This is a genomic window from Dyadobacter subterraneus, from assembly GCF_015221875.1.
Taxonomy (GTDB): Bacteria; Bacteroidota; Bacteroidia; order Cytophagales; family Spirosomataceae; genus Dyadobacter; species Dyadobacter subterraneus.
The window spans coordinates 917,486-942,022 of record NZ_JACYGY010000002.1 but is presented as its reverse complement, the minus strand read 5'-3'; the positions used below and the strand labels follow the sequence as shown (position 1 = coordinate 942,022).

Annotated in this window: 20 protein-coding genes and 1 pseudogene; 8 read left to right on the top strand and 13 right to left on the bottom strand. The window is 40.0% G+C overall.

All coding sequences use genetic code 11. The annotated features are described in order from the left end of the window. The first annotated feature begins 345 nt into the window (after nt 1-345). Complete coding sequence (locus IEE83_RS29385; protein WP_194124296.1) at nt 346-2,292, top strand: pseudouridine synthase; 1,947 nt, start codon at nt 346-348, stop codon at nt 2,290-2,292. Between the two features lie 132 nt (nt 2,293-2,424). Here IEE83_RS29385 and IEE83_RS29380 read toward each other — a convergent pair whose 3' ends face one another. Both IEE83_RS29380 and IEE83_RS29375 read right to left on the bottom strand, forming a co-directional pair. After that, on the bottom strand, nt 2,425-3,960 hold the full coding sequence (locus tag IEE83_RS29380; RefSeq protein ID WP_194124850.1) for a Do family serine endopeptidase: 1,536 nt from the start codon (nt 3,958-3,960) through the stop codon (nt 2,425-2,427). A gap of 204 nt (nt 3,961-4,164) precedes the next feature. Further along, nucleotides 4,165-4,596, bottom strand: coding sequence for an Hsp20/alpha crystallin family protein (locus IEE83_RS29375; protein ID WP_194124295.1), 432 nt, complete (start codon nt 4,594-4,596; stop codon nt 4,165-4,167). Nucleotides 4,597-5,142: 546 nt separating this feature from the next. Between IEE83_RS29375 and IEE83_RS29370 the strand changes: the two genes are divergently transcribed. Then, the gene (locus tag IEE83_RS29370; protein ID WP_194124294.1) at nt 5,143-5,313 is read left to right on the top strand and encodes a hypothetical protein; all 171 of its coding nucleotides are present in this window, start codon (nt 5,143-5,145) and stop codon (nt 5,311-5,313) included. A 48-nt stretch (nt 5,314-5,361) separates the two neighbouring features. Here IEE83_RS29370 and rnc read toward each other — a convergent pair whose 3' ends face one another. From rnc to IEE83_RS29355, 3 genes are read right to left on the bottom strand one after another with little or no spacing between them, the layout of a single operon-like run. Beyond that, a complete protein-coding gene (gene rnc, locus IEE83_RS29365; protein WP_090337817.1) occupies nt 5,362-6,108 on the bottom strand; it encodes a ribonuclease III in 747 nt (248 codons plus the stop codon). Nucleotides 6,109-6,122: 14 nt separating this feature from the next. Further along, the gene (gene fabF, locus IEE83_RS29360) at nt 6,123-7,376 is read right to left on the bottom strand and encodes a beta-ketoacyl-ACP synthase II (RefSeq protein ID WP_194124293.1); all 1,254 of its coding nucleotides are present in this window, start codon (nt 7,374-7,376) and stop codon (nt 6,123-6,125) included. Between the two features lie 44 nt (nt 7,377-7,420). Beyond that, nucleotides 7,421-7,657, bottom strand: a complete 237-nt coding sequence (locus tag IEE83_RS29355; protein WP_015813362.1) for an acyl carrier protein — start codon at nt 7,655-7,657, stop codon at nt 7,421-7,423. Between the two features lie 229 nt (nt 7,658-7,886). Here IEE83_RS29355 and kdsA point away from each other — a divergent pair, with 229 nt between their 5' ends. The 4 genes from kdsA (at nt 7,887) to IEE83_RS29335 (ending at nt 10,565) form a co-directional block, all read left to right on the top strand. After that, nucleotides 7,887-8,699 carry a 3-deoxy-8-phosphooctulonate synthase gene (gene kdsA, locus IEE83_RS29350; RefSeq protein ID WP_194124291.1) on the top strand — a complete coding sequence of 271 codons (813 nt, stop codon included), beginning with the start codon at nt 7,887-7,889 and terminating at the stop codon, nt 8,697-8,699. Nucleotides 8,700-8,761: 62 nt separating this feature from the next. Further along, nucleotides 8,762-9,475, top strand: coding sequence for a phosphatase PAP2 family protein (locus tag IEE83_RS29345; RefSeq protein WP_228102122.1), 714 nt, complete (start codon nt 8,762-8,764; stop codon nt 9,473-9,475). Nucleotides 9,476-9,558: 83 nt separating this feature from the next. Next, nucleotides 9,559-10,023, top strand: coding sequence for a GyrI-like domain-containing protein (locus IEE83_RS29340; RefSeq protein WP_194124290.1), 465 nt, complete (start codon nt 9,559-9,561; stop codon nt 10,021-10,023). A 5-nt stretch (nt 10,024-10,028) separates the two neighbouring features. After that, entirely contained in the window at nt 10,029-10,565 is a 537-nt protein-coding gene (locus tag IEE83_RS29335) for a DNA-3-methyladenine glycosylase I (RefSeq protein WP_194124289.1), read from the top strand. A 134-nt stretch (nt 10,566-10,699) separates the two neighbouring features. Here IEE83_RS29335 and IEE83_RS29330 read toward each other — a convergent pair whose 3' ends face one another. The 6 genes from IEE83_RS29330 to IEE83_RS29305 form a co-directional block, all read right to left on the bottom strand. Further along, nucleotides 10,700-11,008: a hypothetical protein gene (locus IEE83_RS29330; RefSeq protein WP_194124288.1), complete on the bottom strand. Its 309-nt coding sequence runs from the start codon at nt 11,006-11,008 to the stop codon at nt 10,700-10,702. Between the two features lie 6 nt (nt 11,009-11,014). Continuing rightward, nucleotides 11,015-11,608, bottom strand: a complete 594-nt coding sequence (locus IEE83_RS29325; protein WP_194124287.1) for a Panacea domain-containing protein — start codon at nt 11,606-11,608, stop codon at nt 11,015-11,017. A gap of 81 nt (nt 11,609-11,689) precedes the next feature. Beyond that, the gene (gene recQ / locus IEE83_RS29320; RefSeq protein ID WP_194124286.1) at nt 11,690-13,843 is read right to left on the bottom strand and encodes a DNA helicase RecQ; all 2,154 of its coding nucleotides are present in this window, start codon (nt 13,841-13,843) and stop codon (nt 11,690-11,692) included. Nucleotides 13,844-13,958: 115 nt separating this feature from the next. Then, complete coding sequence (locus IEE83_RS29315; protein WP_194124285.1) at nt 13,959-16,091, bottom strand: ComEA family DNA-binding protein; 2,133 nt, start codon at nt 16,089-16,091, stop codon at nt 13,959-13,961. A gap of 24 nt (nt 16,092-16,115) precedes the next feature. Further along, nucleotides 16,116-16,979 carry a carboxylating nicotinate-nucleotide diphosphorylase gene (nadC, locus tag IEE83_RS29310; RefSeq protein ID WP_194124284.1) on the bottom strand — a complete coding sequence of 288 codons (864 nt, stop codon included), beginning with the start codon at nt 16,977-16,979 and terminating at the stop codon, nt 16,116-16,118. A gap of 125 nt (nt 16,980-17,104) precedes the next feature. After that, entirely contained in the window at nt 17,105-18,880 is a 1,776-nt protein-coding gene (locus tag IEE83_RS29305) for a hypothetical protein (protein WP_194124283.1), read from the bottom strand. 124 nt (nt 18,881-19,004) lie between these two features. Here IEE83_RS29305 and upp point away from each other — a divergent pair, with 124 nt between their 5' ends. Beyond that, nucleotides 19,005-19,646 carry a uracil phosphoribosyltransferase gene (gene upp, locus IEE83_RS29300; RefSeq protein ID WP_194124282.1) on the top strand — a complete coding sequence of 214 codons (642 nt, stop codon included), beginning with the start codon at nt 19,005-19,007 and terminating at the stop codon, nt 19,644-19,646. A gap of 71 nt (nt 19,647-19,717) precedes the next feature. On the opposite strand, the gene IEE83_RS29295 is transcribed toward upp, so the two are convergent. Further along, entirely contained in the window at nt 19,718-22,741 is a 3,024-nt protein-coding gene (locus IEE83_RS29295; RefSeq protein WP_194124281.1) for a TonB-dependent receptor domain-containing protein, read from the bottom strand. A gap of 281 nt (nt 22,742-23,022) precedes the next feature. On the opposite strand from IEE83_RS29295, the gene IEE83_RS29290 reads away from it, so the two are divergent. Next, nucleotides 23,023-24,090 (top strand): mannose-1-phosphate guanylyltransferase, encoded by a 1,068-nt coding sequence (locus tag IEE83_RS29290; protein ID WP_194124280.1) that lies wholly within the window; start codon nt 23,023-23,025, stop codon nt 24,088-24,090. A gap of 136 nt (nt 24,091-24,226) precedes the next feature. Here the strand turns inward: IEE83_RS29290 and IEE83_RS33080 are convergent. Beyond that, nucleotides 24,227-24,396 (bottom strand): annotated as a pseudogene (locus IEE83_RS33080) (DNA replication/repair protein RecF); the annotation flags it as partial. Nucleotides 24,397-24,537: the final 141 nt, after the last annotated feature.

Genomic DNA, 24,537 nt, shown 5'->3' with positions numbered 1-24,537 from the left:
TAAAGGCCGGCGTTTTCTGTTTACTAAAACGACCGTCAAATTTGTTTTAACCGGAACTCTTATTCCTGTTTTACTTGTTGCCCGAAAGCAAGATTTACTTAACGATTATTAGTAACGTCGTAATGACACATTTCGGGTAAAAGAAATGAAAATATTTAGTAATAAAAATTAGTGTATCTTTGCATTTCAAAACATAAATAACACATAGTACTCTGAACATCAGATACGTTTGTAAATGCGTTTTAGTGGCATTCTGTTATGACAACGGTCATCAATGTACACTAGCCCAAGTAAGAACAAGTTTGTAGAGAGGAAACAAAATCCAGTAGTGATACTGCATTCCTAATGAGAAAAAGAATAACAAAATCGAGTGATGCGAGCTCTTCGCGTCCTCCAGGAAGAAGTGGTGATGCCTCAGGCCGCCCATTTGGCAAAAAACGTCCGGAAGCAGAAAGTCGCTTCAGCAAGCCAAGTATCAAAAAATCCAGCCTGAGAGTAGCCAGCCCAAGCGCTGAATCTTCAAGATCTTACAGCGACAGACCAAGCGGCGATAAACCTCGCTTCGATTCAGAACGTCCGCGTTACGACAAACCAAATTTTGGTAAGCCAGGATTTTCAAAGCCAGGATTTGATAAACCTCGTTTTGACAGAGGTGGTCAGGATAGACCCGGTCAGGACAGACCGGCATTTGACAAACCACGCTTTTCGGATCGTGATGGAGATTCCCGCGGATTTAAACCAAGAGGTGAATTTGCGTCCGGTCAGGACAGACCAAGAGAAAGATCGGAAGGAAGAAGTTTTGATAAGCCGCGTTTTGAGAGATCAGGTTCTGATAGACCCGGTCAGGAAAGACCTTCTTTTGACAAACCACGTTCTTCCGACCGTGATGGAGATTCCCGCGGTTTCAAACCGAGAGGTGAATTTTCTCCCGGTCAGGACAGACCAAGAGAAAGATCAGAAGGAAGAAGTTTCGACAAGCCGGGCTTCGATAAGCCACGTTTTGAAAGATCAGGTTCTGACAGACCTGAAAGAACCGGTCAGGACAGACCTTCTTTTGACAAACCACGTTCTTCAGACCGTGATGGTGATTCTCGCGGATTTAAGCCAAGAGGTGAATTTGCTCCCGGTCAGGACAGACCAAGAGAAAGATCAGAAGGAAGAAGTTTTGACAAGCCGGGCTTCGACAAGCCTCGCTTCGAAAGATCAGGTCAGGACAGACCAGCTTTTGACAAACCACGTTCTTCGGACCGTGATGGAGATTCACGCGGATTTAAACCAAGAGGTGAATTTGCTCCCGGTCAGGACAGAACAAGAGGAGAAGGAAGAAGCTTTGACAAGCCGCGTACGGAAAGAAGTAATGATGCACCTCGTACTTTCAAACCGACTCCTTCAAACGGAAGACACGAAAAACCAGCTTTTAAAAAAAAAAGCGATTTTGAAGAGGTAGTTGACAAAGATCCGGAAACGGAAAAACGTCTTGCAGAAGAAGCAGCTAATCGCCGTGTTGGAAGATTTGAAACTGCACCTCGTTATAATTTAAGTGGTTATGACAAAAAACCGGGAGCAAAGCGTAAGGAAGAAAGTTCTGAAATGCGCTTGAACCGATATATAGCCAACGCGGGAATTTGTTCCCGTCGCGAGGCAGATGATTTAATTGCATCCGGACAAATTTCTGTTAATGGCAAAGTTGTTACAGAAATGGGTCACAAAGTTGAGGCATCGGATGTGGTTAAATTTGGTAAAAAAGCATTAAACCGTGAAAAACTGGTTTATGTACTGATTAACAAACCGAAAGATTACATTACCACAACTGACGACCCAGAGGAACGTAAAACAGTTTTGGATTTGATCAAGGGAGCTTGTTATGAGCGTATTTATCCGGTAGGTCGTTTAGACAGAAATACAACTGGTTTACTTTTGCTGACAAATGACGGAGGATTGGCTGAAAAGTTAACACACCCATCGAACGGCATCAAGAAAATTTACCAGGCTGAGCTTGACAGACCAATTACAACAGAAGATTTCGAACTATTACAGGCGGGATTGGAATTGGAGGATGGTTTTGTTAAACCTGATGAGGTAGGAATCGTTACGCCGGATGCTATGGTGGTTGGACTGGAAATTCACAGTGGTAAAAATCGTATTGTGCGTCGTATGTTTGAACATCTTGGTTACGAGGTGCAAAAACTGGATCGTACCGTATTTGCCGGATTAGACAAAAAAGAGTTACCACGTGGAAAATGGCGTTTTCTAAGTGAAAAAGAAGTGGTGAGATTGAAGTTTATGCTTTAATATTCAGATTACTCTTCAATACAAAATATAAAAAATGGTCCCGGAAATTAACTTTCCGGGACCATTTTTTATCTAAATACTCAGCGATTTCTACTTGCTAAAAGGCTAACATCCTAATCGGCAAAAGCTGTTTTAAAATCTAAATCCGAATGAATAAACATCATAAGGAGCATCTATATATAAACCTTCAAACTGAACCATGGAATCTGATTTTCCGGCAAGAGAAGCTTCCAATTCTTTAACCGATTTTACAGGTTTGCCATTTACTTTTGTAATGATAAAACCTTCTTCAACGCCTGTTCTGGCCAGTTTACCACCGTCAATTGAAAGCACTTTCACACCACCTTCCACTTTGTAACGTGTAAGACGTTGTTTTTCCTGATCACTGATATTACCAAACTGAGCTCCTAAAACACTCATTACTACGGCAGATTCATCACGTTTCAAAACATCTGAACCACCAGTACGGTTTCTTAATGTTACGTTCAAATCCTTTTCTGTTCCGTCGCGGTTAACAGTAACAACAACTTTGTCGCCAGGTTTATGCAAACCGATTGATTGTTGAAGTTCAGGAATTGAATGTGTATTCAAGCCATCAACTTTTACGATAACATCTCCTTTGGTAATACCGCCCGCTTTTGCAGCACTGTTTTCTGTGAAATCACGAACATAAACACCATCGTTTACTTTCACACCATATTCTTCTGCTTTACGGCTGTCCAATTCATCAAGAGAAATTCCAAGGTATCCACGTTGAACATTTCCGAATTTGATCAAGTCACCAGAAACTTTCTTAACGATACTTGATGGAACTGCAAATGCATATCCCGCAAAACTTCCGGTTGGACTCGCAATGGCTGTATTGATACCAATTAATTCACCTTTCAAATTAACCAAAGCACCACCACTGTTTCCAGGGTTAACTACTGCATCAGTCTGAATAAAAGATTCCAATGGCACATCTCCCGCTGTTGCCGAAGTTGGTGTAGCATTTCCACGACGATTTTGAGACTGACCGATAATTCCTAAACCACGTCCCTTTGCACTGATAATACCAGCTGTAACGGTTGATTCAAGATTAAAAGGATTACCAACAGCAACTACCCACTCTCCTACTTTCACTGCATCAGAGCTACCAAAAGTAACGGCAGGAAGATTTTTAGCTTCGATTTTAATTACCGCAATATCAGTAGACGGGTCAGTACCAATTACTTTCGCTCTGAATTTACTTTTATTTGATAATGTAACTTCCAACTCCTGTGCGCCTTCTACTACGTGATTATTTGTTACAATATATCCATCAGCAGAAATCACAACACCAGAGCCCGAAGCTTCGGAAGATTGCGGGCCACGAGAACCGCCACCGAAATCATCACCAAAGAAATCTCTGAAAATATCAGGAATATCTCCCTGTCCGCCACGTGACGACCTCGTCATTGTCGACTTAATATGGACTACCGCAGGAGTAGTCGCCTCAGCTGCATATACAAAATCACCAGGAGCTCCCGCCGGCGCACCTGCCGATGTAAAACGTGCCAGTGATTCAGAAGGTGATTCTTTAAAAATAACATCCCTGTCACTACCAGAACTTAAAAGTTTGAAGCCTGCAAGGGTTGATGCGCTCGAAAGCAGCCCAACCAATACCAAAGCTTTCCAGTTTGTTTTCATTTCCATATGTTGGGGTTAGAACTATATTGAACAAATAACGTAAACGAGCCGGCAAATTATTCCCTTTGTAAAGCCATTTAACATATTTTAACAAAGGTATGAATCTGAAAATTCACTAAAACATATTTACCGTTAATTATTAATCTTTAATATGCCAAAAAGGGCGTTATTCATGACAAATAACGCCCTTTCCCAAATTAAATTTTAAGCAATCTCGATTTCACGCAATGGTTTTTCAATAGCTTCTTCCCGTTTCGGAAGTTCCACTTTCAAAATCCCATCAGCATAACTTGCAGCAATTTTTTCACCATCTACTGAATTTGGTAGCGTGAAAGTCCTTTGGAAAGAACTGTATTTAAATTCTCTGCGAGAATATTTTTCGTTGGTTTCTTCTTCTTTTTGTTCTTTTTGAGCCGAGATTGTCAACTGATTTTTTTCAAGATTCAATTTAAAATCAGCCTTTTGTAATCCAGGTGCGGCAACTTCAATTCTGAATCCGTCTTTGCTTTCAACTACATTTACAGCTGGTACGCTGCCTGCATAAGCTGGGGCAAAAAATTCATTTAAAGCTTCTTTACCAAAAAATCCGTTGTACAATTTAGGATTCGCGAAGTGGGTTTTTACTAATGTGCTCATGGTTTTATAGGTTTTATTTTTTGTGATTTTAAGTTTAAGTACCGTTGCGGTATGCTAGGGTTTTTAAAACTTTTGTACCGATGAGAAAAAAGGGGGAAATTACGGACAAAATGTCTTACTAATCGAAAAAATATAAATTTAAGTGACATAATGGCCGATTTTTTCAATTTAAGACAGAATTTATGACAATATTCTATTTAGAATTAGGGGCACCGTAAAATATATGGGCCGTAACTACGGTACTGGAAAAGAGAAGATGGAGATTACCGTTCCCCACGGAATAAATTCCGCGGCTACAAGGTCGGCCTTGCCTCCGGCAATTTGATAATATAAAATACCATAAACATTACAAATATCATGGCCATGGATTTCAACCCACGCAAAAACCCAATTATCCAAGATTTAAAAATGCCGTAGGCATGGCCGATATTGTAGCCGAGGATTTCAATCCACGGAAAATTGATTATTTAAGATCTGGAAAAATGCCGTAGCAATGGCCGGTATTGTAGGGAAAATGATAATCCAAGATTTAAAAAGGCCGTAGGCATGACCGACATTGTAGCCGTGGATTTCAATCCACGGAAAATAGATTATTCAAGATCTGCAAAATGCCGTAGCAATGGCCGGTATTGTAGGAAAAATGATAATCCAAGATTTAAAAAGGCCGTAGGCATGACCGACATTGTAGCCGTGGATTTCAATCCACGGGACGGATGATGGGAGAATTTCGAAAAATACCGAAGATTAGATAGATTAAAAAACAACCTATTTCAATTCAAGCTGTTCACAAGCTCTTTCAGATGCAGATTGTTCGGCCTTCTTTTTGGTAAAACCATTACCAACAGCGAACGGCTCGTCGTTAACTAAAATTTGGGAGATAAATTCACGGTGATGGCGGGTTCCACGTTCTTCCAGAATTTCGAAGCGAATTTCCTTTCCTTCCCGTTGTGCCCATTCGATGATAAGGCTTTTGAAGTTAATATTGTTCTGGATGATATCGTCCAGATCGTAATGTGTTAAAAGCTTACTGATGATAAATTTCCTTGTAAAACGAAATCCTTTATCCAGATAAATCGCTCCAACGAATGCTTCCAGCGCATCGCCATACATGGAGGATCTTGGCGACATACCACGACGGTTTCCATCATATTCGATCAACCGGTCTAGGCCAAGTTTACGGGAAATTTGATTTAACGATTCACGGTTAACAATCCGTGAGCGGATTTCGGTGAGAAATCCTTCGTCTTTGTATGGATATTTGGTAAATAAAAATTCGGCAACAACCATTCCCAGCACCGCGTCACCCAGATATTCAAGCCTTTCGTTTGATTCACGAAAACCCTTGATCGCTGTTTCACGAGAGGCAGATGTATGGCGGAATGCCAATTGGTATACACCCAGGTTAGAAGGGCGATCACCAATTACATGCGCAATAGATTCCTTAAATTTCTTATCCTCAGGACTTCCGGTTCTAAATAAAGCGAGGATCGGTAAAAGAATTCGTTTTGCCAAAATCAATAAGTTAATTATTCCTCGAACCTCTTGAAAATAACGGAAGCATTATGACCGCCAAAACCAAAAGTATTACTTAGGGCTATATCGACCTTGCGTTTTTGTGCTGTGTTAAAAGTAAGATTCAACCGGGGATTAATTTCCGGATCATCCGTAAAGTGGTTAATCGTCGGAGGAATAATCTGATCCTGGATAGCCATAATGCAAGCCGCTGCTTCAATCGCACCCGCACCACCAAGCAAATGCCCGGTCATGGATTTGGTTGAGCTTATGCTCATGTTGTAGGCATGTTCACCAAAGAATTTCTCGATGGCTTTAATTTCCTGAGGATCACCGATTGGTGTTGAAGTTCCATGAGTATTGATATAATCAATATCCTCAGGCTGCAATCCGGCATTTTCCAGCGTATTTTTCATTACCATGTAAGCGCCGCGTCCTTCCGGATGCGGAGCGGTAATGTGATAAGCGTCTGAGGACATGCCACCGCCAATCATTTCAGCATAAATTTTAGCACCACGTGCTTTGGCATGTTCGTACTCTTCGAGAATCAAAGCAGCACCACCTTCTCCCAAAACGAATCCGTCTCTATCCTTATCATAAGGGCGTGAAGCCGTTTCAGGTGAATCATTATTTTCTGACAACGCTTTTAAAGCATTGAATCCACCCACACCTGCATTTGTAATTGCAGCCTCAGAACCACCTGAAATACATACATTCATCATACCCAGACGGATATAATTGTAGGCATCAATCAAGGCATTGGTTGCAGACGCACATGCAGAAACAGTAATGAAAGTTGGTCCACGAAAACCGTAACGGATGGAAAGAACTCCAGACGCGCTATCAGCAATCATTTTCGGGATAAAGAACGGGTTGAAACGTGGGTTTCTACCTCCGTCAGAGAAGTTCAACACTTCGTCTTCAAAAGTTTTCAAACCACCAATTCCCGAACCCCAAATTACACCGGCTTTGTCGAGATCAAGTGTATCTGCGTCAAAGCCGGCGTCCTTCATTGCTTCATCAGTTGCAATAACGGCATACTGGGTAAATGGATCCATTTTACGAGCTTCCTGGCGCGGAATGTAATCCTGTATGTCCAACCCTTTTACCTCACAGGCAAATCGGGTCCGAAACCGTTCGGCATCAAACCTTGTTATAGGCGCAGCACCGCTCACGCCTGCAACTAAATTTTTCCAATAGGTAGGAACATCATTTCCAATAGGCGTCAATGCGCCCATACCGGTAATTACAACTCGCTTAAAACTCATAAAATAGGGACAGAAAAAGAAGATGATACTGGAAAACCGTAAAACTATTTTACGTTTTCTTCCAGATATGCAACAGCCTGACCAACTGTACCAATGTTCTCGGCTTGATCATCAGGAATAGAAAGATTGAATTCTTTCTCAAATTCCATAATCAACTCAACGGTATCTAGAGAGTCCGCTCCCAAGTCGTTTTGGAAGTTTGCTTCTGGCGTTACCTCCGACTCTTCTACGCCGAGTTTTTCGACGATAATTTGCTTAACTCTTTCTGCAATTGCTGACATTTTGTAAACACTTTTTGGTTAAAATCGCAACAAAGAAAGATATTCTACTTCACTTTGTCAACATTTTTTTAATACGTGTCATAATAGTTGAGATAAAGCACAGGAAATAAAAGAAACAGAATATCAAATGCTTAACCATATAAGTTCCACGAATACAACGAATCACATAGAGAAGATTGCAGATAACCGTACCTTTACAGAACTTTATTAATTTTTGATTATTAGTATTATGTTGTCAATTCCAAAACTAAAAAACACAGATTCTCCCCAGTTTTTCCTCATGGCCGGCCCTTGTGCTATCGAAGGGAGAGATATGGCATTGCGTATTGCAGAACATATTGTGACTCTGACAGACAGGCTTAAAATACCATATATTTTCAAAGGATCTTATCGCAAAGCAAATCGCACCAAAGTGGATTCTTTTACAGGAATCGGTGATGAAAAAGCTTTGAAAATTTTACAGGAAATCGGTCAGACCTTTGGCGTTCCTACGGTTACCGATATTCATGAATCCCATGAAGCAGCTTTTGCTGCGGAATATGTGGATGTTTTGCAAATTCCTGCATTTTTATGTCGTCAAACGGAATTAATTGCAGCAGCGGCTCGTACCGGAAAGGCGGTAAATGTGAAAAAAGGACAGTTTCTTTCGGGTGCTTCCATGAAGTTTGCTGTTGAAAAAATAAATGAAACGAATCCTGATTGCCAGGTTTTATTGACGGATCGCGGAAATAGTTTTGGTTATGGTGAACTGATTGTTGATTATCGAAACTTACCGGCCATGCGTGCTTTTGATGTGCCGGTAATTATGGATTGCACGCATTCTTTGCAACAGCCCAACCAGGAATCAGGCGTCACTGGCGGAAAACCGAAATTGATAGAAACCATAGCAAAAGCTGCCATTGCTGTTGGGGCAGACGGACTTTTTATTGAAACGCATTTCAATCCGGCAGAAGCGAAATCGGATGGAGCTAATATGCTGCCATTGGATCAGCTTGAAGGATTACTGGAAAAATTAGTGCGCGTTAGAGAAGCGATTTTATAAGATCAGCATACTTCAATTCAGATTGCGGCCCTTGCCGCAATCTTTTTCTACTACTCACTTTCATGAAAAAACAGTTTACACGCTGCGTCTTTTTTGTAACTTTTATCTGTCAGGGTTTATTTTCAATGAATGCCGCCGCTCAGGCTGTCGATTCTGTTTACCACGATACTTTGGTTCAAAAAAAGCAGGAAAAACTTTGGCAGGTGCGGCCAATAGAAGTCGTTCCGCCTGTTACGCTTGCACTGGCAGCCTTTGTAACCCAGGGCTCAATCAGCAGACATTTACAATCCCATGTTGTAAGTCAGTATCCAAACTTTCACGCAAGCCATACGGATGATTTCATCCGGTATCTTCCAGGTGTCGTAAGCCTTAGCCTTGGTGCTGCCGGTGTTAAGGGCAAGCATTCTTTCGGCGATCAGCTTGTACTAGCCATTCTTTCCAACATTATAGCGCAGGGCGTAACAGGAAGTTTGAAAATAATTTCAAAATATCCCAGGCCTAATGGAGAAGATAACAAATCATTCCCTTCAGGACACGCTACCAGCGCTTTTGCCAATGCTACCATTTTACATGAAGAGTATGGTCACAGAAGCGTTTGGTATAGTATAGGAGGCTACACCACGGCCACAGCGGTTGGCGGAGCGCGCATTTTACAAAACAATCACTGGCTGGCAGATGTATTAATGGGCGCAGGAATTGGTATTGCTGCAACAAAAGTTGTTTACATCAGCTATCCATGGCTGAAACAAACTGTTCGCCGGATAAGGAAGAAATAAATTGATTCTTTGAAATCATCCTGACATAGGGCTGTCACTTCGAGTGTTTTATTTTGCTAAATCAACTAACAAAATAAACTCTTATGGAATTGAAGAAAATACATCCAATGCAGGTTTTATGTTTTGAAACAAAAACAAAACTTTCCGAAATTGGAGAATATGTCCGCGTGGTTGCTCATAAAATGTATCAGGCTGCTGTACAAAACGATCTGGAAATAACGGGACCTGTTTACTGGATTTATGAAGGAATGGATGGAAATCCGGAAACTGTATTTTCGCTTACCATTGCTTTGCCTATTACTTTTAAAGAAAAAGAATTGAGCAATTCTGATTTCAGATTGAAAAGTCTAAGACCATTTCATTGCGCAACAACACAGCATTCGGGCGATTGGGATAAGCTTGGAGAATCTTACGGCACACTGATTCCCCAAATACTTTCCAGCGGCCTGACCATGAGTGGAGAAAACCGGGAAATTTATCTGAATATGGATTTTCAAAACCGGGACGCCAATACTACCGAGATTCAAATAGGAATTACCGAGCCTTAATATATATGTCTTACTGCGATTACGTAAACAACAATCCATCCGAACTTCCGGATTATCTGCTTCATAAACATTATCACGATCATCAATATGGTTTTCAGATTGATGACGATGACGAATTGTTCGGAAGATTTATTCTTGAAATAAATCAGGCCGGATTAAGCTGGACATTGATGTTGCGTAAACAGGAAGGTTTTAGAAAGGCTTATAGTGACTTTTCTATTGAAAAAATTGCTGCCTACACAGAGGAAGATTGTGAAAGATTGTTGCTCGATCCGGGAATAATACGTAATCGTTTGAAGATTAACGCCGCCATCGTTAACGCACAAAAAATAGTTGAGTTGAAAAAGGAATATCGTTCTTTCAAAAACTGGCTTGATGCACATCATCCTTTGCCACTAACAGATTGGTTGAAATTATTCAAAAAGAATTTCAAATTTGTGGGTGGCGAAATTGTGAATGAATTTTTAATGAGCACCGGGTATTTGCCTGGTGCGCATAGTGTTGAGTGTCCGGTTTATGTGGAAATAAATCAAACATCCTAATAACTATAAAAGCCTTTTAAATTTCCGCTTTACATTAGCAGAATTTTTAAAACAACTTATCAACTTTTCAAATTCACTAATTAACAGGATTCCAATTATTTTATAATCCAGGCCTTCAACAGGATAAATATCCTTCAAATACTGATTTCATATTCATCAATTTGTTGTCCGTAAACATAGGTATCGAGTGGAAATGCCCAGTTATTTGTGGTTACCTTATAGTTCGCCTGAAAAATATAACAGTTAAAAGATGCTTCCGGAATTTCTATACCTCCATGGTTGTCAAGAAAAGTAGAGGGACGAAAATCTAAACTGGAAGGTAAACTTGCCAATAGCGCTTTACCCTCAATCACCTTCAAAATAATAAAATATTTAGGTTTTGACTTATTCCCATTTTTGAAATAAAATGGGTCGAAATATAAAATATCGCCTTCCTTATCCAATCGTATCTAATTTTTCAATGACTGACTTTTTCCAAGATAATCTCTCTGATCCTCATAAATAGCCTTTTTTACCGGCATACCATCAAGTAACCTTGAGAAGTCAATTGGTATCTCTGTTGAGTTCATTTTATCCTCTTCGAGATATGTCAGCACACCATGTTCCAAAGCAGTAAGATACCACAGAGAATGTTTCCGATGCGTGAGTTGAACCAATTCTGAGGCGGAATAGTCTTTAAAAGTTGTAGTAATATGTTCCAACAATTTCATTTCGTTATCAGAAAATTCGTCATCAGAAAATTCTACCTTAGGAAATATATCAATACTGGCATCCACATCTATATTCGTCCGGATATATTTGGCCAGTAATATTGGTTCGTCGGAAGAAAGATCTACAAAGATATCGCGGGAAACAGGACCTAATTTCCAAACTGTAAAATCTAAATTGAAAAAGGGTAATCCGTAGGTTTTTACACTATATTCTTCAATCAGGGAAATCAGTTTAAGCAATTTTGTTTTAGACAAAGGTTTTATCCGCTCTGCTAAATAAACTACCGCATTACCAATTTTATCAATTTCAGAGAGAGAAAAAGGATTTGCCATAATATGTGAATTTTCAATGTAAAGGTAATGAGGATTAAGACATTATCTATTATACATGTAAGGCATTCGCTCTTTCAAAATCTAATTCCCCCGCTCCTCTTCCCAAACCGCCAACGCCAGCTTAATCTGACCATAATCATATTTCTCATTCAGCAATTCAAAAAGCGGTTTCAATGGCTCGTCTCGGCGGATACTCATTTCCTGGGCAGCGGTTACGATGATTTTGTAAACGGCCGGGTCAATTAATGCTTTCAGATTAATGTCGTGACCATCTTCTTTTAATTTTACCAAATGAGAAATAATCGTAACCGGATTCAGGTCACGCTTTTCTGCTATTACTTTTAAAGAATAACCTGCTTTGAATAAATCCCAGGTTTCAATATACGTCATTCCTTTGGCCACACGTGTTCCGGGTTTTGTATTTTCTCTTGCGAAATCAACAATTTCCTTAATAAAAGTTTCTCCATAATTCCGGAAACGTTCGGTACCGATACCAGAAACAGCCTTCATTTGTGCTTCGGAAACTGGTCGTTTTTGGGCCATTTCAGATAACGTGGCATCGGTGAAAACTACATAAGGCGGAACGCCCATACGATCTGAAATTTGTTTACGAAGTGTTCTCAGACGCTCAAAAAGTGCATCCCGGATAATTTCCTGTTTTGGTTTTTCCTTTGGAAGTTGTGCTTCTTCTTTGGCTTTTCTTTCAGAAAGCGAGATAAATCTCACCAGCTCAACTTTTCTTTTTCCGTATAAAACCTGGTTACTGGCCGGATTTAGTTTAAAGGAATGTGCTTCATCATAAGCAATATCCATCACACCCGAATTAAGCAACTGGCTAATATACTCAGCCCATTCCTCACTACGCATATCTCGCCCTACCCCAAATGTTGGCAGTTGATCGTAACCGTATTGTAAAATATTTTTATTCTTACTTCCCCGCAAAATATCGATCAGCATACCCATTGCTACTTTTTCTTTCGTGCGGGCAATGCCTGAAAGTGCTTTTTGGGCTATAACTGTGGCATCAAATCGCGATCTTGGATTTCGGCAGACATCACAATTCCCACAATCCTGCTCCACCGCTTCATTGAAATAACTTAACAAAATTCTTCTCCGGCAAATATCCGCTTCCGCATATTGTTTCATCCGGTTCAGCTTGGCATTCAATAATTCTTTTTGTTCTTCCGATTGATCAGAATTGGCTATCATTTCCTGACGGGTAATGATATCCATATAACTGTAAAACAAAACCGTATCAGAAGGAGATCCGTCACGTCCTGCGCGACCAATTTCCTGGTAAAAACTTTCTACGTTAGAAGGTAAATTGTAATGAATAACCCAGCGAACATTGGATTTATCTATACCCATACCAAAAGCAACCGTGGCCACAATAACCTGAATATCATCCCTCAAAAATTGCTCCTGAACTTTTGAGCGCTTTTCAGAAGGTAATCCGGCATGATAAAATTCAGCCTCAAATCCAGCTTTTTGCAAACTTGCTGCAACTGTTTCTGTTCCTTTCCGGCTCAGACAATAAATGATTCCAGCCTGGCCATTATGTTTTTTTAAGAAAGTTTGAATTTGTTGAATCCGGCCTCTTCCGGGTAATACATTCAAACTTAAATTCGGTCTGTCAAAACTTGCTATAAAAGTTTGCGCCTCTTCAATTCCAATCTGTTTTAAAATATCACGGCGCGTAACACGGTCCGCAGTTGCTGTCAATGCAATCACCGGAACTTCCGGAAAATATTTTTTCAACGCACTTAGCTGACGATATTCCGGACGAAAATCATGTCCCCAGGAAGAAATACAGTGCGATTCGTCAATGGCAAAAAGCGAAACATTCCATTCCCTTAAAAACTCAAAAGTATTTCCTGAAAAAAGTCGCTCAGGCGCTATGTAAAGTAATTTTAATTCACCGATTTTGGCCTGCCACATGACTTGATCCTGTTCAGCTCCGGAAAGTGAAGAATTTAAAAAAGCCGCATTGACACCATTCACCCGAAGTGCTTCAACCTGATCTTTCATCAAGGCAATCAACGGAGAAATTACAACCGTCAGGCCTTCACGCATGATGGCAGGAATTTGAAAACAAACCGATTTTCCACCACCCGTCGGCATTAATACCAGACAATCATTTCCAGCCATTACGGTATCAATAATTTCTGCCTGCTGTGGCCGGAAAGAATCGTAACCAAAATATTGTTTTAAAGCCTGTTCCTTATTTATAGACATGATGAAGTGGTTTTCGAAGCGGTAAGCCAATAAAATTTGATCTCAGAAATAAATTCCGTTGTCAAATCATGAATGCATTTTATTATAAAACGAAAATATCCGCAAAAGTAACGATTCAAAACTGATACATGACCTGCGCTTTCAATTCACTTCGTTTTTTCCCTTGAATCTCATTAAGTCCTGAACTGATTTCATCCAGTTTTGAGTAATGCGTCCGCGACCATCGGAGCCAGAGTCTCATCTTTTGCGTCAAAGGATAACGAAGCATCAAATAATGCCTAATACCCTGATCGTAATAAGCGGGAAGTGAAAAAGCGTACAACATATCTTTTTCATAAACATATTGTCGACTATCATAATCGTCGGTTTTAAAAAAGGCGATCCGTCCACTCAATTCCAATTTGGAAAGTCGGTAAGTGATATCCTGAACAATGGTAAATCCCGATGATTTTGACTTTCCCTCATACCAGAAATCTCCGCCCTGCAAACGCGTACGAACTGAAAATCGAAGCGGAACTTCATATTCAAAATTAATCATCGCTGTCCGGCGCGTTGTTTCCAATACCTGCGGAATTGGAAATTTAGAACCCGGTTCGTTATGCGCTTTATGTTTTTCATGAAATACTGCGTACATATTCAGTTTCTTATTTGGTTTCCAAAGCGCGTGAAGAAAATAATCCTGACCGTCAGATGGTGCATTAATCTGGTATTTCAACCAGGGAAAATGAAAACGATCATAAAATCCGCTGAACTGCCAACGCCGGTTTGGGGAATACCGAAGCCCCCAATAAGTACCGGTTTCGTTGATTGGCCTTGTTGCTTCGCTTATTGAGCCGCCGTACAATGAATGAAAATTCCGGTCATAATGACGAAGTAATAATGTAAAATCAATTGTTCTTCCCAAACCCGCAATCAAACCTCCTACGCCACCCCATCCGCCACTTTTAGATCTTGCACCTTCACCAAAAAAATGCATATTCTGCCAACGATAATCGCCATGAATTCCAATGACCGTATTTTGATTTCCCTGGAATTCAAACTTGTTATAGAGTTCGTCTTTCTTGTGTAATGTTGCGCTGTAAAATGTATTTAAAACCGTAATTCCAATCTGGCCGCGTTGTGAAAACAATTTATACAGCGCATGAAAACCTACGTTTTGTTCACCAATAGTTCCTTGATTTTCGCGTTCCGTTTTTGTCCGGTGATAACCTGAAATTTGTAAAGTTGAAACCGTTAATTCATCCTGAACAACCGCATTACTTTCCAGATTTCCGTCACGTCTTGTGTAAGAATAAAACAGCGTAACATCCATTTGTTTTTTAACTGAATAAGTAGCGGCGGCACCACGAAAAAAGCCAGATTCCAAAACAGAAGTAAATGGTCGCAAACCAAGTGTACTTCGATAAGTTGTTCGGATAACTTCCGATCCCTTCCCTAACGAAAATCCGCCAGACATGACCAAACCCTGTCCGGCCTGCATTTGATAATCACCTATAATGAGATTTTTAAGTTTTCCACGATTCATGATCTGTGCATGAAAGGAGGTGAAATCAGCTCCGAAAATCTGTTTTTTGGGCTGCCAGCTTAAAACTTCTCCGGCATCATTTTCCATGACAAAACCGAAACTATATGAACCAGCCCGGGCATAACGATACCGGATATTTCCATACAAAGGTTTCCCCTGGTAACGTGTGGTAGAACGACTTGAAGTGTCAATTGAAGTAAATCCTTTTTGTGTTTCCAGCACGCGACCGGATCTTAGCAATAAAAAATGCTGCGAAGGATTTCGTAAAGATTCTTTAAAAGGCAACGCTTTCGGTCTCACAATTACAAAAGGAATTAATTTCCGGATCGTAATTATATCAAAATCAGGTATGGCCTGTAATTCGTAAAGGGATAAAAATGGTCCAAGTTTTTCACGATAATCAAAAAACGATTTTATCTGAGTTTCTGAAAGAATTAATGTCGCCGTCAATTCATCCGTAGTCACAGTATTCAGATCCAGCGGATTTGTATATAATTGAAACAACAATTCATACAAACCTTCATTACTATTTTCTTCCGTAGCAATCGGGCTCAGATCCTGGATAAACTGGTTAATATCGATTTCCGGTCGCGGCGGTTCCTGGGCAAAAAGATTTTTAACAAAAATAAATATGCAAAAAAGTGTTAAAACACCTAACCGAAAAATCGCACATGAATGCTGGTATGCTGGCTTCATGTGCGATTTTTCTTTATTCTTCGTCATCCTTTACGGATTTGTGTTACGAGGTTAAAAAGCCTTCAAACTTAAATCAAGACTTTGTATCTGGTGTGTCAATGCGCCGCTTGAAATGGAATTCACTCCGGTCTCAGCTACGGCGCGTAATGTTTTTTCAGTAATATTTCCGGAAGCTTCGGTCTCAAAGCGACCATTAATGCGTTTTACCGCTTCACGCATATTTTCCAGTGAAAAATTGTCAAGCATAATAATATCAACCTGTCCGACACGCAAAACTTCATCTACCTCAGCCAGACTGCGCGTTTCAATTTCAATTCTTAAATCCTTTCCAGTGGCTTTCAGATAATTTCTTGCGTTGGTAATGGCTGCTTCAATTCCGCCGGCATAATCCACATGATTATCTTTAAGCATAATCATATCATAAAGACCCATTCTGTGATTAACTGCACCTCCGATTTTGGTCGCCATTTTTTCAAACAAACGAAAATTAGGCGTTGTTTTCCGCGTGTCGAGCAATTTTACAGGAAGGTCACCAATAATATCAACCATTTCCCGGGCATAAGTAGCAATGCCACTCATACGCTGCATAATGTTCAGCAACAGTCTTTCAGCTTTCAGAATCAGCTGCGCACTTGCTTCAATCACCATCACAATATCTCCAACTTTGATACGCGTTCCGTCATGAATAAAAACTTCAACTTTGGCTTGTGGGTGATTGTATAACGTTGCCGTTTCTTCCAAAATAACAAGTGCTACTTCAACACCTGCCAGAATTCCATCTTGTTTTACCAGCAAACGGGCCTTTTTCATAGCAGTTGCAGGTACACTGGATAGAGAGGAATGATCTCCGTCGCCGATATCTTCCTGTAATGCCAGGTGAATTAAATCGCGTAATATAAGAGGGTTGGTTTCCATTTTTTGAGATCGTTGTATTGGATAATTTCTTAGTCGAACAATGAAAAATAACGATTTCATTGTAAAATCACAGCAATAACCCAATACTTAATGAATACGTTTTTTTTATATTGAAGTCACAAAAATCAGAAAGTTTGATTCCGGTAAGCCATATTGTAACGGATCGCAAAAGAGAAAATTTTAGATTTCTCAGCTACATTTACATCTTGTGATTTTATGTTTCTGAACAAACAACGCGCATCCAGAAAGAAATTGTGTGCCAGCGAATAGCTCAAACGCAAATCTGTAAAGGAAGTTTTCGCCAGCACACCTTGTCCGATTTTATGTCCAAGATTATTATTTCCAGGAATTACTGCTGTTCTCGTATCATAATCGAGAAGTGGATTACTACCATAATTAGCGCCTGATCCTGTTGGATCTTTTCCTTGTTTTGCCAGCATCTGAGTACCGTAAATCGAAAGTCGGGGCGTCACTTTATATCTCACAATTCCCAATAATTCTTTAAAATTCGCTCCTAACGGATGTGCCAGTGATTGATTGTAGTGAACGTAATTCCGGCCGCCGTCTTTATGTGAATAGGTATAAGGCCGCACAATATTTAATTCCGTTTGTAAATCCAGATTAGGAATTCCGAAAGCATCGATATATTTCCCGCCCAACTGAAAACTGTATTTATTGGTCCATGATCCGTCACCGTTAAACATGTGTTTTGTCAAAAACTCATCTAAAACAAACTGACTGTAAATAGATCCTTTTTTCCCAACCAGCCATCTGAAATCAAAACCCAATAAGGCATTATCCTGGCTTCCGATATACGATTCGATATATCGGTAAAATATAATCGGGTTCAGATAATTGATATCAAAACCTCCGCTGGTCGAATCCCGGCTGAAAACCTCTGCTTCGAAAACACCTATATTGATACGGTCAGTAACGTTGACACTTAAATGATGTATTGCTGAAAACTTTTTATCCCGCAAAAGACCCTTGCTGGCGCCTTCCTGATTATTGATCATGCTTGACCACAAATTGGTATAGTGAAAACGACCCAGCTGCGTATCAACCCTCAGAAATAAATAAGGACTACTGTTATCTGAGAGTAATAATGAACGGTAACCGCTGCCAAAAACATTGACATCATGACCAAACTTAACATTGATTGCCTTCAAAGGTTTGAAAGTGATATATCCTCTCCCCGAAAAAAAGTCAACGCCTTTGTCGTTCTGGATTTTCTTTGCCAATCCTTCACCAGGAAAATTATATGCCTTGGTATAATCCATAACGTATTTTGGAAATACGCCCTGATTATCACTCACATAAGTATAAAAACCCAGCTTTTCATTGATCATGCCACGGATTTCGACACCGCGACTTGTCAGCCAAAGCGGAGAATTAACATTGTTGTCGCTTCCTATAAAATTGTTGGTAGTAAAATTTAAATGCAGATCGAAGTCTTTATCGTGATAACTGTAAAAATCGGCCGGGTGCTGCCAGAATCTTCTTTGCCCGTTACTTTTCCTTCCCTTAAAAAGTCCGAATTTATTTCCGGGATCCAGTCGGGAAAGTTTTGATGACCGGGCCGAATCTGTTGAAACAAAACCCTTTGTCCACTCCCAGCTATCTTCCCTCAAATAGTCGATTGTTTGCCAATCCCGCTCTGTAAGCGATACATTTCCCTCTTTTAGTATAGAATCCGTCAATTCAACGATTGCCTTTCTCTCAAATGGTTTTACATTTGAATGAAATCCTTCGGAGAATTTTCCCCGCTTGATTTCCAGCCGATCAATTAAGTGATAATAGTCATCATTTATAGGAGCAAAGGAACTCTGGGAAAAAACGGATGATGAAGTAATTAATATAAAAAAAACACATAAGAAGAACTTGTCGAAGCGTTGGTTCATAGATAAATATTTCTATTATGCGGGTAAAATCGGCATTAGTGCAACTAATTTGAACGAAAGTGTCAAATTTCGTCAATCATATTGTAATATCTTGTATCCAATAGGTTAAAATAAGATCAAAGTTATGTTTTTACTATCCCAGAAGCCTTCCATTGTTGATCATTTCATTGCTGAGCTGCGCGATTCTGACGTCCAGAAAGATCGAATGAGATTTCGCCGTAATATTGAACGTGTTGGCGAACTGCTTGCATACGAAATTTCAAAATCATTGATTTATCGCTCAACTTCAGTAGAAACACCTTTGGGAAAAGCACCTTCAAGATCATTACTTCAAACTGTTGTACTAGCCCCGATTTTACGGGCCGGACTTCCTTTACATCAGGGGTTTCTTAATATGTTTGACAAAGCAGATAACGCCTTTGTGGGCGCATACCGCGGACATAACCTTAAAGATGATGAATTTGAAGTAGAAATGGACTATATCACCAGTCCCGACCTGAGTGGCAAAACGCTGATTTTAATTGATCCTATGTTGGCCACGGGACGTTCGCTCGAAAAAGTTTATCATGCACTTTTACGTTTTGGAATTCCTGCTCAAACACATATTGCATCTGTCATCGCAAGTCCGGAAGGTGTTGATTTTCTTCAAAAACGCGTTCCGCAATGCAGATTATGGGTTGGCGCTTTGGATGAACGTTTAAACGAACAATACTACATTGTACCCGGACTTGGAGACGCCGGGGATTTGGCTTTTGGATCAAAATAAACTTTATAGATATTCAAACTTTGATTAAAATATTTATCCGTACTACGCCGAAATCGTAGTACGGATTTTTTTCAGTTCAATAATTCGTCAAAAGTTATAGATACATAGTACATCGCTCCGACGGAAGGATTAGCCCAACCCGTGGTATAAAGTTTTCCTGTCAAATTTGTACCGCCGATTTTAATAATTGATTTAATAGAAGAAACCTTTCTGCTGATTTGTGCATCCAGCGTTGAATATGCCGGAATAACCGTTTTTTGTTGAATATTAGCTGCGATGCTCGCCACAGTTGCCTGCCAAACCATATTAGACTGATGCCGGAAAGTAACGCCAAAACCCCAGCCAGTCCGGTTAATATCACGATTTGAAAAACCCAGGTTGAAACGATATTTTGGGGAATTGAAAAAAGTGACAAATGACGGATCGTTTTTCAACAGCTCTGCATTATTGTTAAGCATATTCTGGGTGAGGTTTCCATTGAAAGTATACCCTTTTCCCAAAACATAATCAAGCCCAACGCCCCAGCCCGAATTTTTTACTGTTTGCGTCGCATTAACCGGCATACTATAAGCATTTCTTTTTGTTGGATCCAGAAGATCTGTAAGCGGACCGTTAGGATCTTTGCGTTGTAAAAGAACCGTAATTCCGTCAAAGGTTAAAAAACGGTTGTAGTAATAAAATGCATCGATATATAATTTATTTCCAATAACTCCCTTATATCCAATCTCATATGTTTGCACACGTTCAGGCTGCCATTCCCGGAATTTGTACGGCTTCAAAGTTCCATCCTGTATGTTGCCAGATGTTATTGCCGTTTGTTCATAAACAGCATTACCCACCATATTATATTTTTCACGGAACAAAGGAAGTCCGCCAACCAGCCTTACACTTGGCGTCAACAGATTAATATATTGATTTTGAGTAGTGGGAATCCTGAAACCGCGTTGAAAAGATGCACGGAAATTATGATTTTTGGCAACAGTATAAACTCCCGAAATACGTGGACTGAACTGCCCTTTGAAGTTCATATTTTTATCATATCTTACGGAAGCGGTCAGTTTAAAAACGTCGTTAAAATTTTTGGATGCCTGAGTGTAAGCGCCGTATTCCCGGATATTAAATTCTTTTCCTGTCGGCGTTCCGTCCTGGGTTTCAAATAATGTTCCGCCTGAATTAAGATCATAAATCCGGTAGTTTGCACCCGCAATTAATTCTATAACTTTCGGATCGACCAGCTTGGTGAAATTGTACATTCCTTCGGCGTGGTATAAATTCGATTTATCCAGGAATTTTGCTCCGTTTGGAATCGGTTTTGTTTTAATATCAGAAACTGTTGATGCAAACTGCGTACCGCCAGGTAAAAATTGCTGATTGGCTGTGGCAATTCCCGGAGCCAATGCGGTTGTAAGCCATTGCGTACTATTAGCACCTGCATAAGCATTTGCCGCCGTGGAAGCTGCCTGAATAGCCTGTTGCTGGGATAATCCTCCGGCAAGTCCGGCCTGATAAGCCTGTAATAACGCGCCGCCATATTGTGTCAAGGCAGTATTTAAAAAAGAAGGAAGGCCAACACCCAAAGCGGTTTGCAGATAACTCTGACTCACCAGACTTCCCAAAACACCCATCGCATATGCGTCTCCGGAATTCTCTCTTGTCATATAAGCACGCACGAAAAAGTTACTCCCTTTAACTTCTGCCTTGTACTGACCAATAGAAAAATTTTGAATATTATACCGGTCGGCACCCGTGTACACTGCCGAACCTTTACCCCAGTTTGCCTGCAAGATTGCTTCAACATTATCATTCAAACGATAGTGAAGTGAAGCATTCAGTTTTAAACTTTTAGCGGGATAATTGGTTAATGAATTTTCCGCATATCCGGGTGCATTCAAATAATATTGAGGCACAACTTTACTAAAAATTGAACGCGCAATATCAAGTTGCTGAAGCGGCGTTTGTCCTCCCAATAATTGAGGCAATGTCAAATTACCGGCTTGTGCAATTTGAGTTGAATAAATTGCGCCTAATGCTGCGGATGTTCCGTTAGCTCCTGTTCCAGGAATTCCGTTACCATAAAGTACATTATACACATTCACGCCAACATCACCCAACCGGTTAACTCCATCATAATAAGGATTGTTTTGGACATTGTTATTATTGTTTTCCAACGTTGTTCCAATCAAACTCTGATCGCGATAATCCGTTGCCTGCCAATCTTTTGCTGTCAGATATGACGCATTTACCTTGAAGGCCAAACGATTATTAAACGCTTTGGCGTAACGGATACCAACATCATAAAATGGCGTATTTGTTTTTGTTCGGTTTGAGGCGCTCATTACACCTGATTTCCCGTAAGCGCTCAGTCCCTGGTATGTGAATGGAGATTTACTGTTCATCAAAATAATTCCGTTGATCGCATTTGGCCCATACAATGCAGAAGCGGCTCCCGGCAAAATCTCGACACTTTCAACATCAAGCTCAGGGATACCGGCCACATTACCTACCGGAAAATTTAAGCCCGGTGCCTGATTGTCCATACCGTCAATTAACTGAACCACACGGGTATTTCCATTGGCTCCGAATCCACGCGTACTTACTGATTTAAATGTCAGCGACTGCGTGCTCATTTCAACACCTTTCAAATTTTGCAGCGCGTCATAAAAAGAAGCTTGTGGAGTTTCCCGGATTGTGCGGATATCAATTTTTTCTATCGAAACCGGCGAACGCATTACACTTTCTTCTACTCTGGAAGCTGAGACGACAAGTTCTTTTCCTAAAATTGCCTGTTCCACAAGCTTAACCTCGATGTTGGAAATGCCTCCGGTTATATTGATTTCCTGGCTTTCAAAGCCTACCGAAGAAACTATTAAAGCAAAGGGCGGAACCGAATTTGTTACCAGATTAAACTTACCGTCTGCATCCGTAATGGTGCCAATAATTTTACCTTTCACCTGAATGCTTACACCAATTAAAGGTTCGTTGGTTGAACCTTCCACCACTTTTCCGCTAATATTCGTTTGCGAAAAAGCAAACCTGCTAAAAAGCAGAAATATCATGGCCAGACATGATATCCTTTTGGTAAAAATTAAATTCATAATCTTAATGGGTTATAGTTTGTCTTGAAGCAATTTAAGCCAATTAAGCAATATGTTAGTATTTTTATTCTATTTTTTCTTTATATTATTAATTATTTAAAATTTATTATTCGAATTAAGAATAAATGGGAATCAGACATTTAATTTTTTGTTATTTACCGATAATCATCGTTACCGATTGGTAAAATATCCGTTAAGAAAAGACGAAAATTGGCAACATCAATTGTTTATCCTTAGCTTTACCGCATCTAATACGCTATAAATAACTTTACACTTCTACAATGCAAAATACATTTGTGATCATCATGGCGGGAGGAGTTGGTACACGTTTCTGGCCATTCAGCCGTACCGATTTTCCGAAACAATTTCATGATGTACTGGGAACCGGAAAAACACTTTTGCAGCAAACAGTTGAACGTTTTGATGGCGTTTGTCCGCCGGAAAATATTTATATAGTAAGCAGCCAGGAATATAAAAACATTATAAAAGAGCAAATTCCAATGTTGTCGGACGACCAGATTCTTCTGGAACCGCATAGGAGAAATACTGCTCCTTGTATTGCATATGCATGCTACAAAATCGCTTCACAAAATCCTGATGCAAATATTGTTGTGGCACCTGCCGACCACATTATTTTAAAGGAAGAAATATTTAAGGATACGATTAAAATTGCACTTGGTGCCACCAGAAACGAGGATATCCTGATAACGCTGGGTATCCAACCGACAAGACCTGACACAGGCTATGGATATATCCAGTATATTCCTGATAAGTTGACTGTTAAAAAAGTAAAATCTTTTACAGAAAAGCCGCATCTTGAATTAGCTGAGCAGTTTCTAGACAGCGGAGATTTTGTTTGGAATGCAGGTATTTTTGTATGGAATGCGCGTGCATTTAAACGTGCATTGAAAACGTATCAGCCTGATATTGCAGAAATTTTTGAAAGCGGTGAAACGCATTATTACCACGAAACGGAAGAATCTTTTATCAGCAAGGCCTACTCTCATTGCGGAAGTATTTCCATTGATAATGGTATCATGGAGAAAGCTGATAATGTGCACGTTGTATTAAGCAGTTTTGGCTGGTCGGATCTTGGTACATGGAAATCATTATATGAAGTTTCCCAAAAAGATGAATTCCAAAACGTTACAGAAGGAACGCTTATTCTTCATAACACAACGGATTGTATCATAAAAACGCCTCAGGAAAAACTGGTTGTAATTAACGGTCTGGATGGATACATCGTCGCAGAATACGACGGCGTATTACTAATCTGCAAAAAAGACGAAGAACAAAAAGTAAAAGAATTTGTAGCCCAAGCCAAGGAGCTACATACAAAATACGTTTAAACGCAGAGTAAAAAGAGTTAAGCGCTGAGTTCGCTGTTCATTTATTATAAACCGGAACACAAGCTTAACTCCTCTTATCAAACTTAAAAAAACTCCCAAAACTCCGCGCAAAACACCCTTACCTCTGCGTTTAACCTTACCGATTTATTTCGAAGAAGCGGACGTCTGCTTTTACTTTTTCCAATATTTTCTGTGACCGTTCCGGTCTGGCATCTGTAATAAAAACCTGGCCTAAAAACCATCATCAATTAACTCGATTAGTTTGTTTATTCTTCTGTCGTCCAGTTTGTCAAAAATATCATCCAATTCGTAGCCCAAGCCAAAGAGCTACATACAAAATACGTTTAAACGCTGAGTAAAGGGAGTTAAGCGCTGAGTTCGCTGTTCATTTATTATAAACCGGAACACAAGCTTAACTCCTTTTATCAAACTTAAAAAAACTCCCAA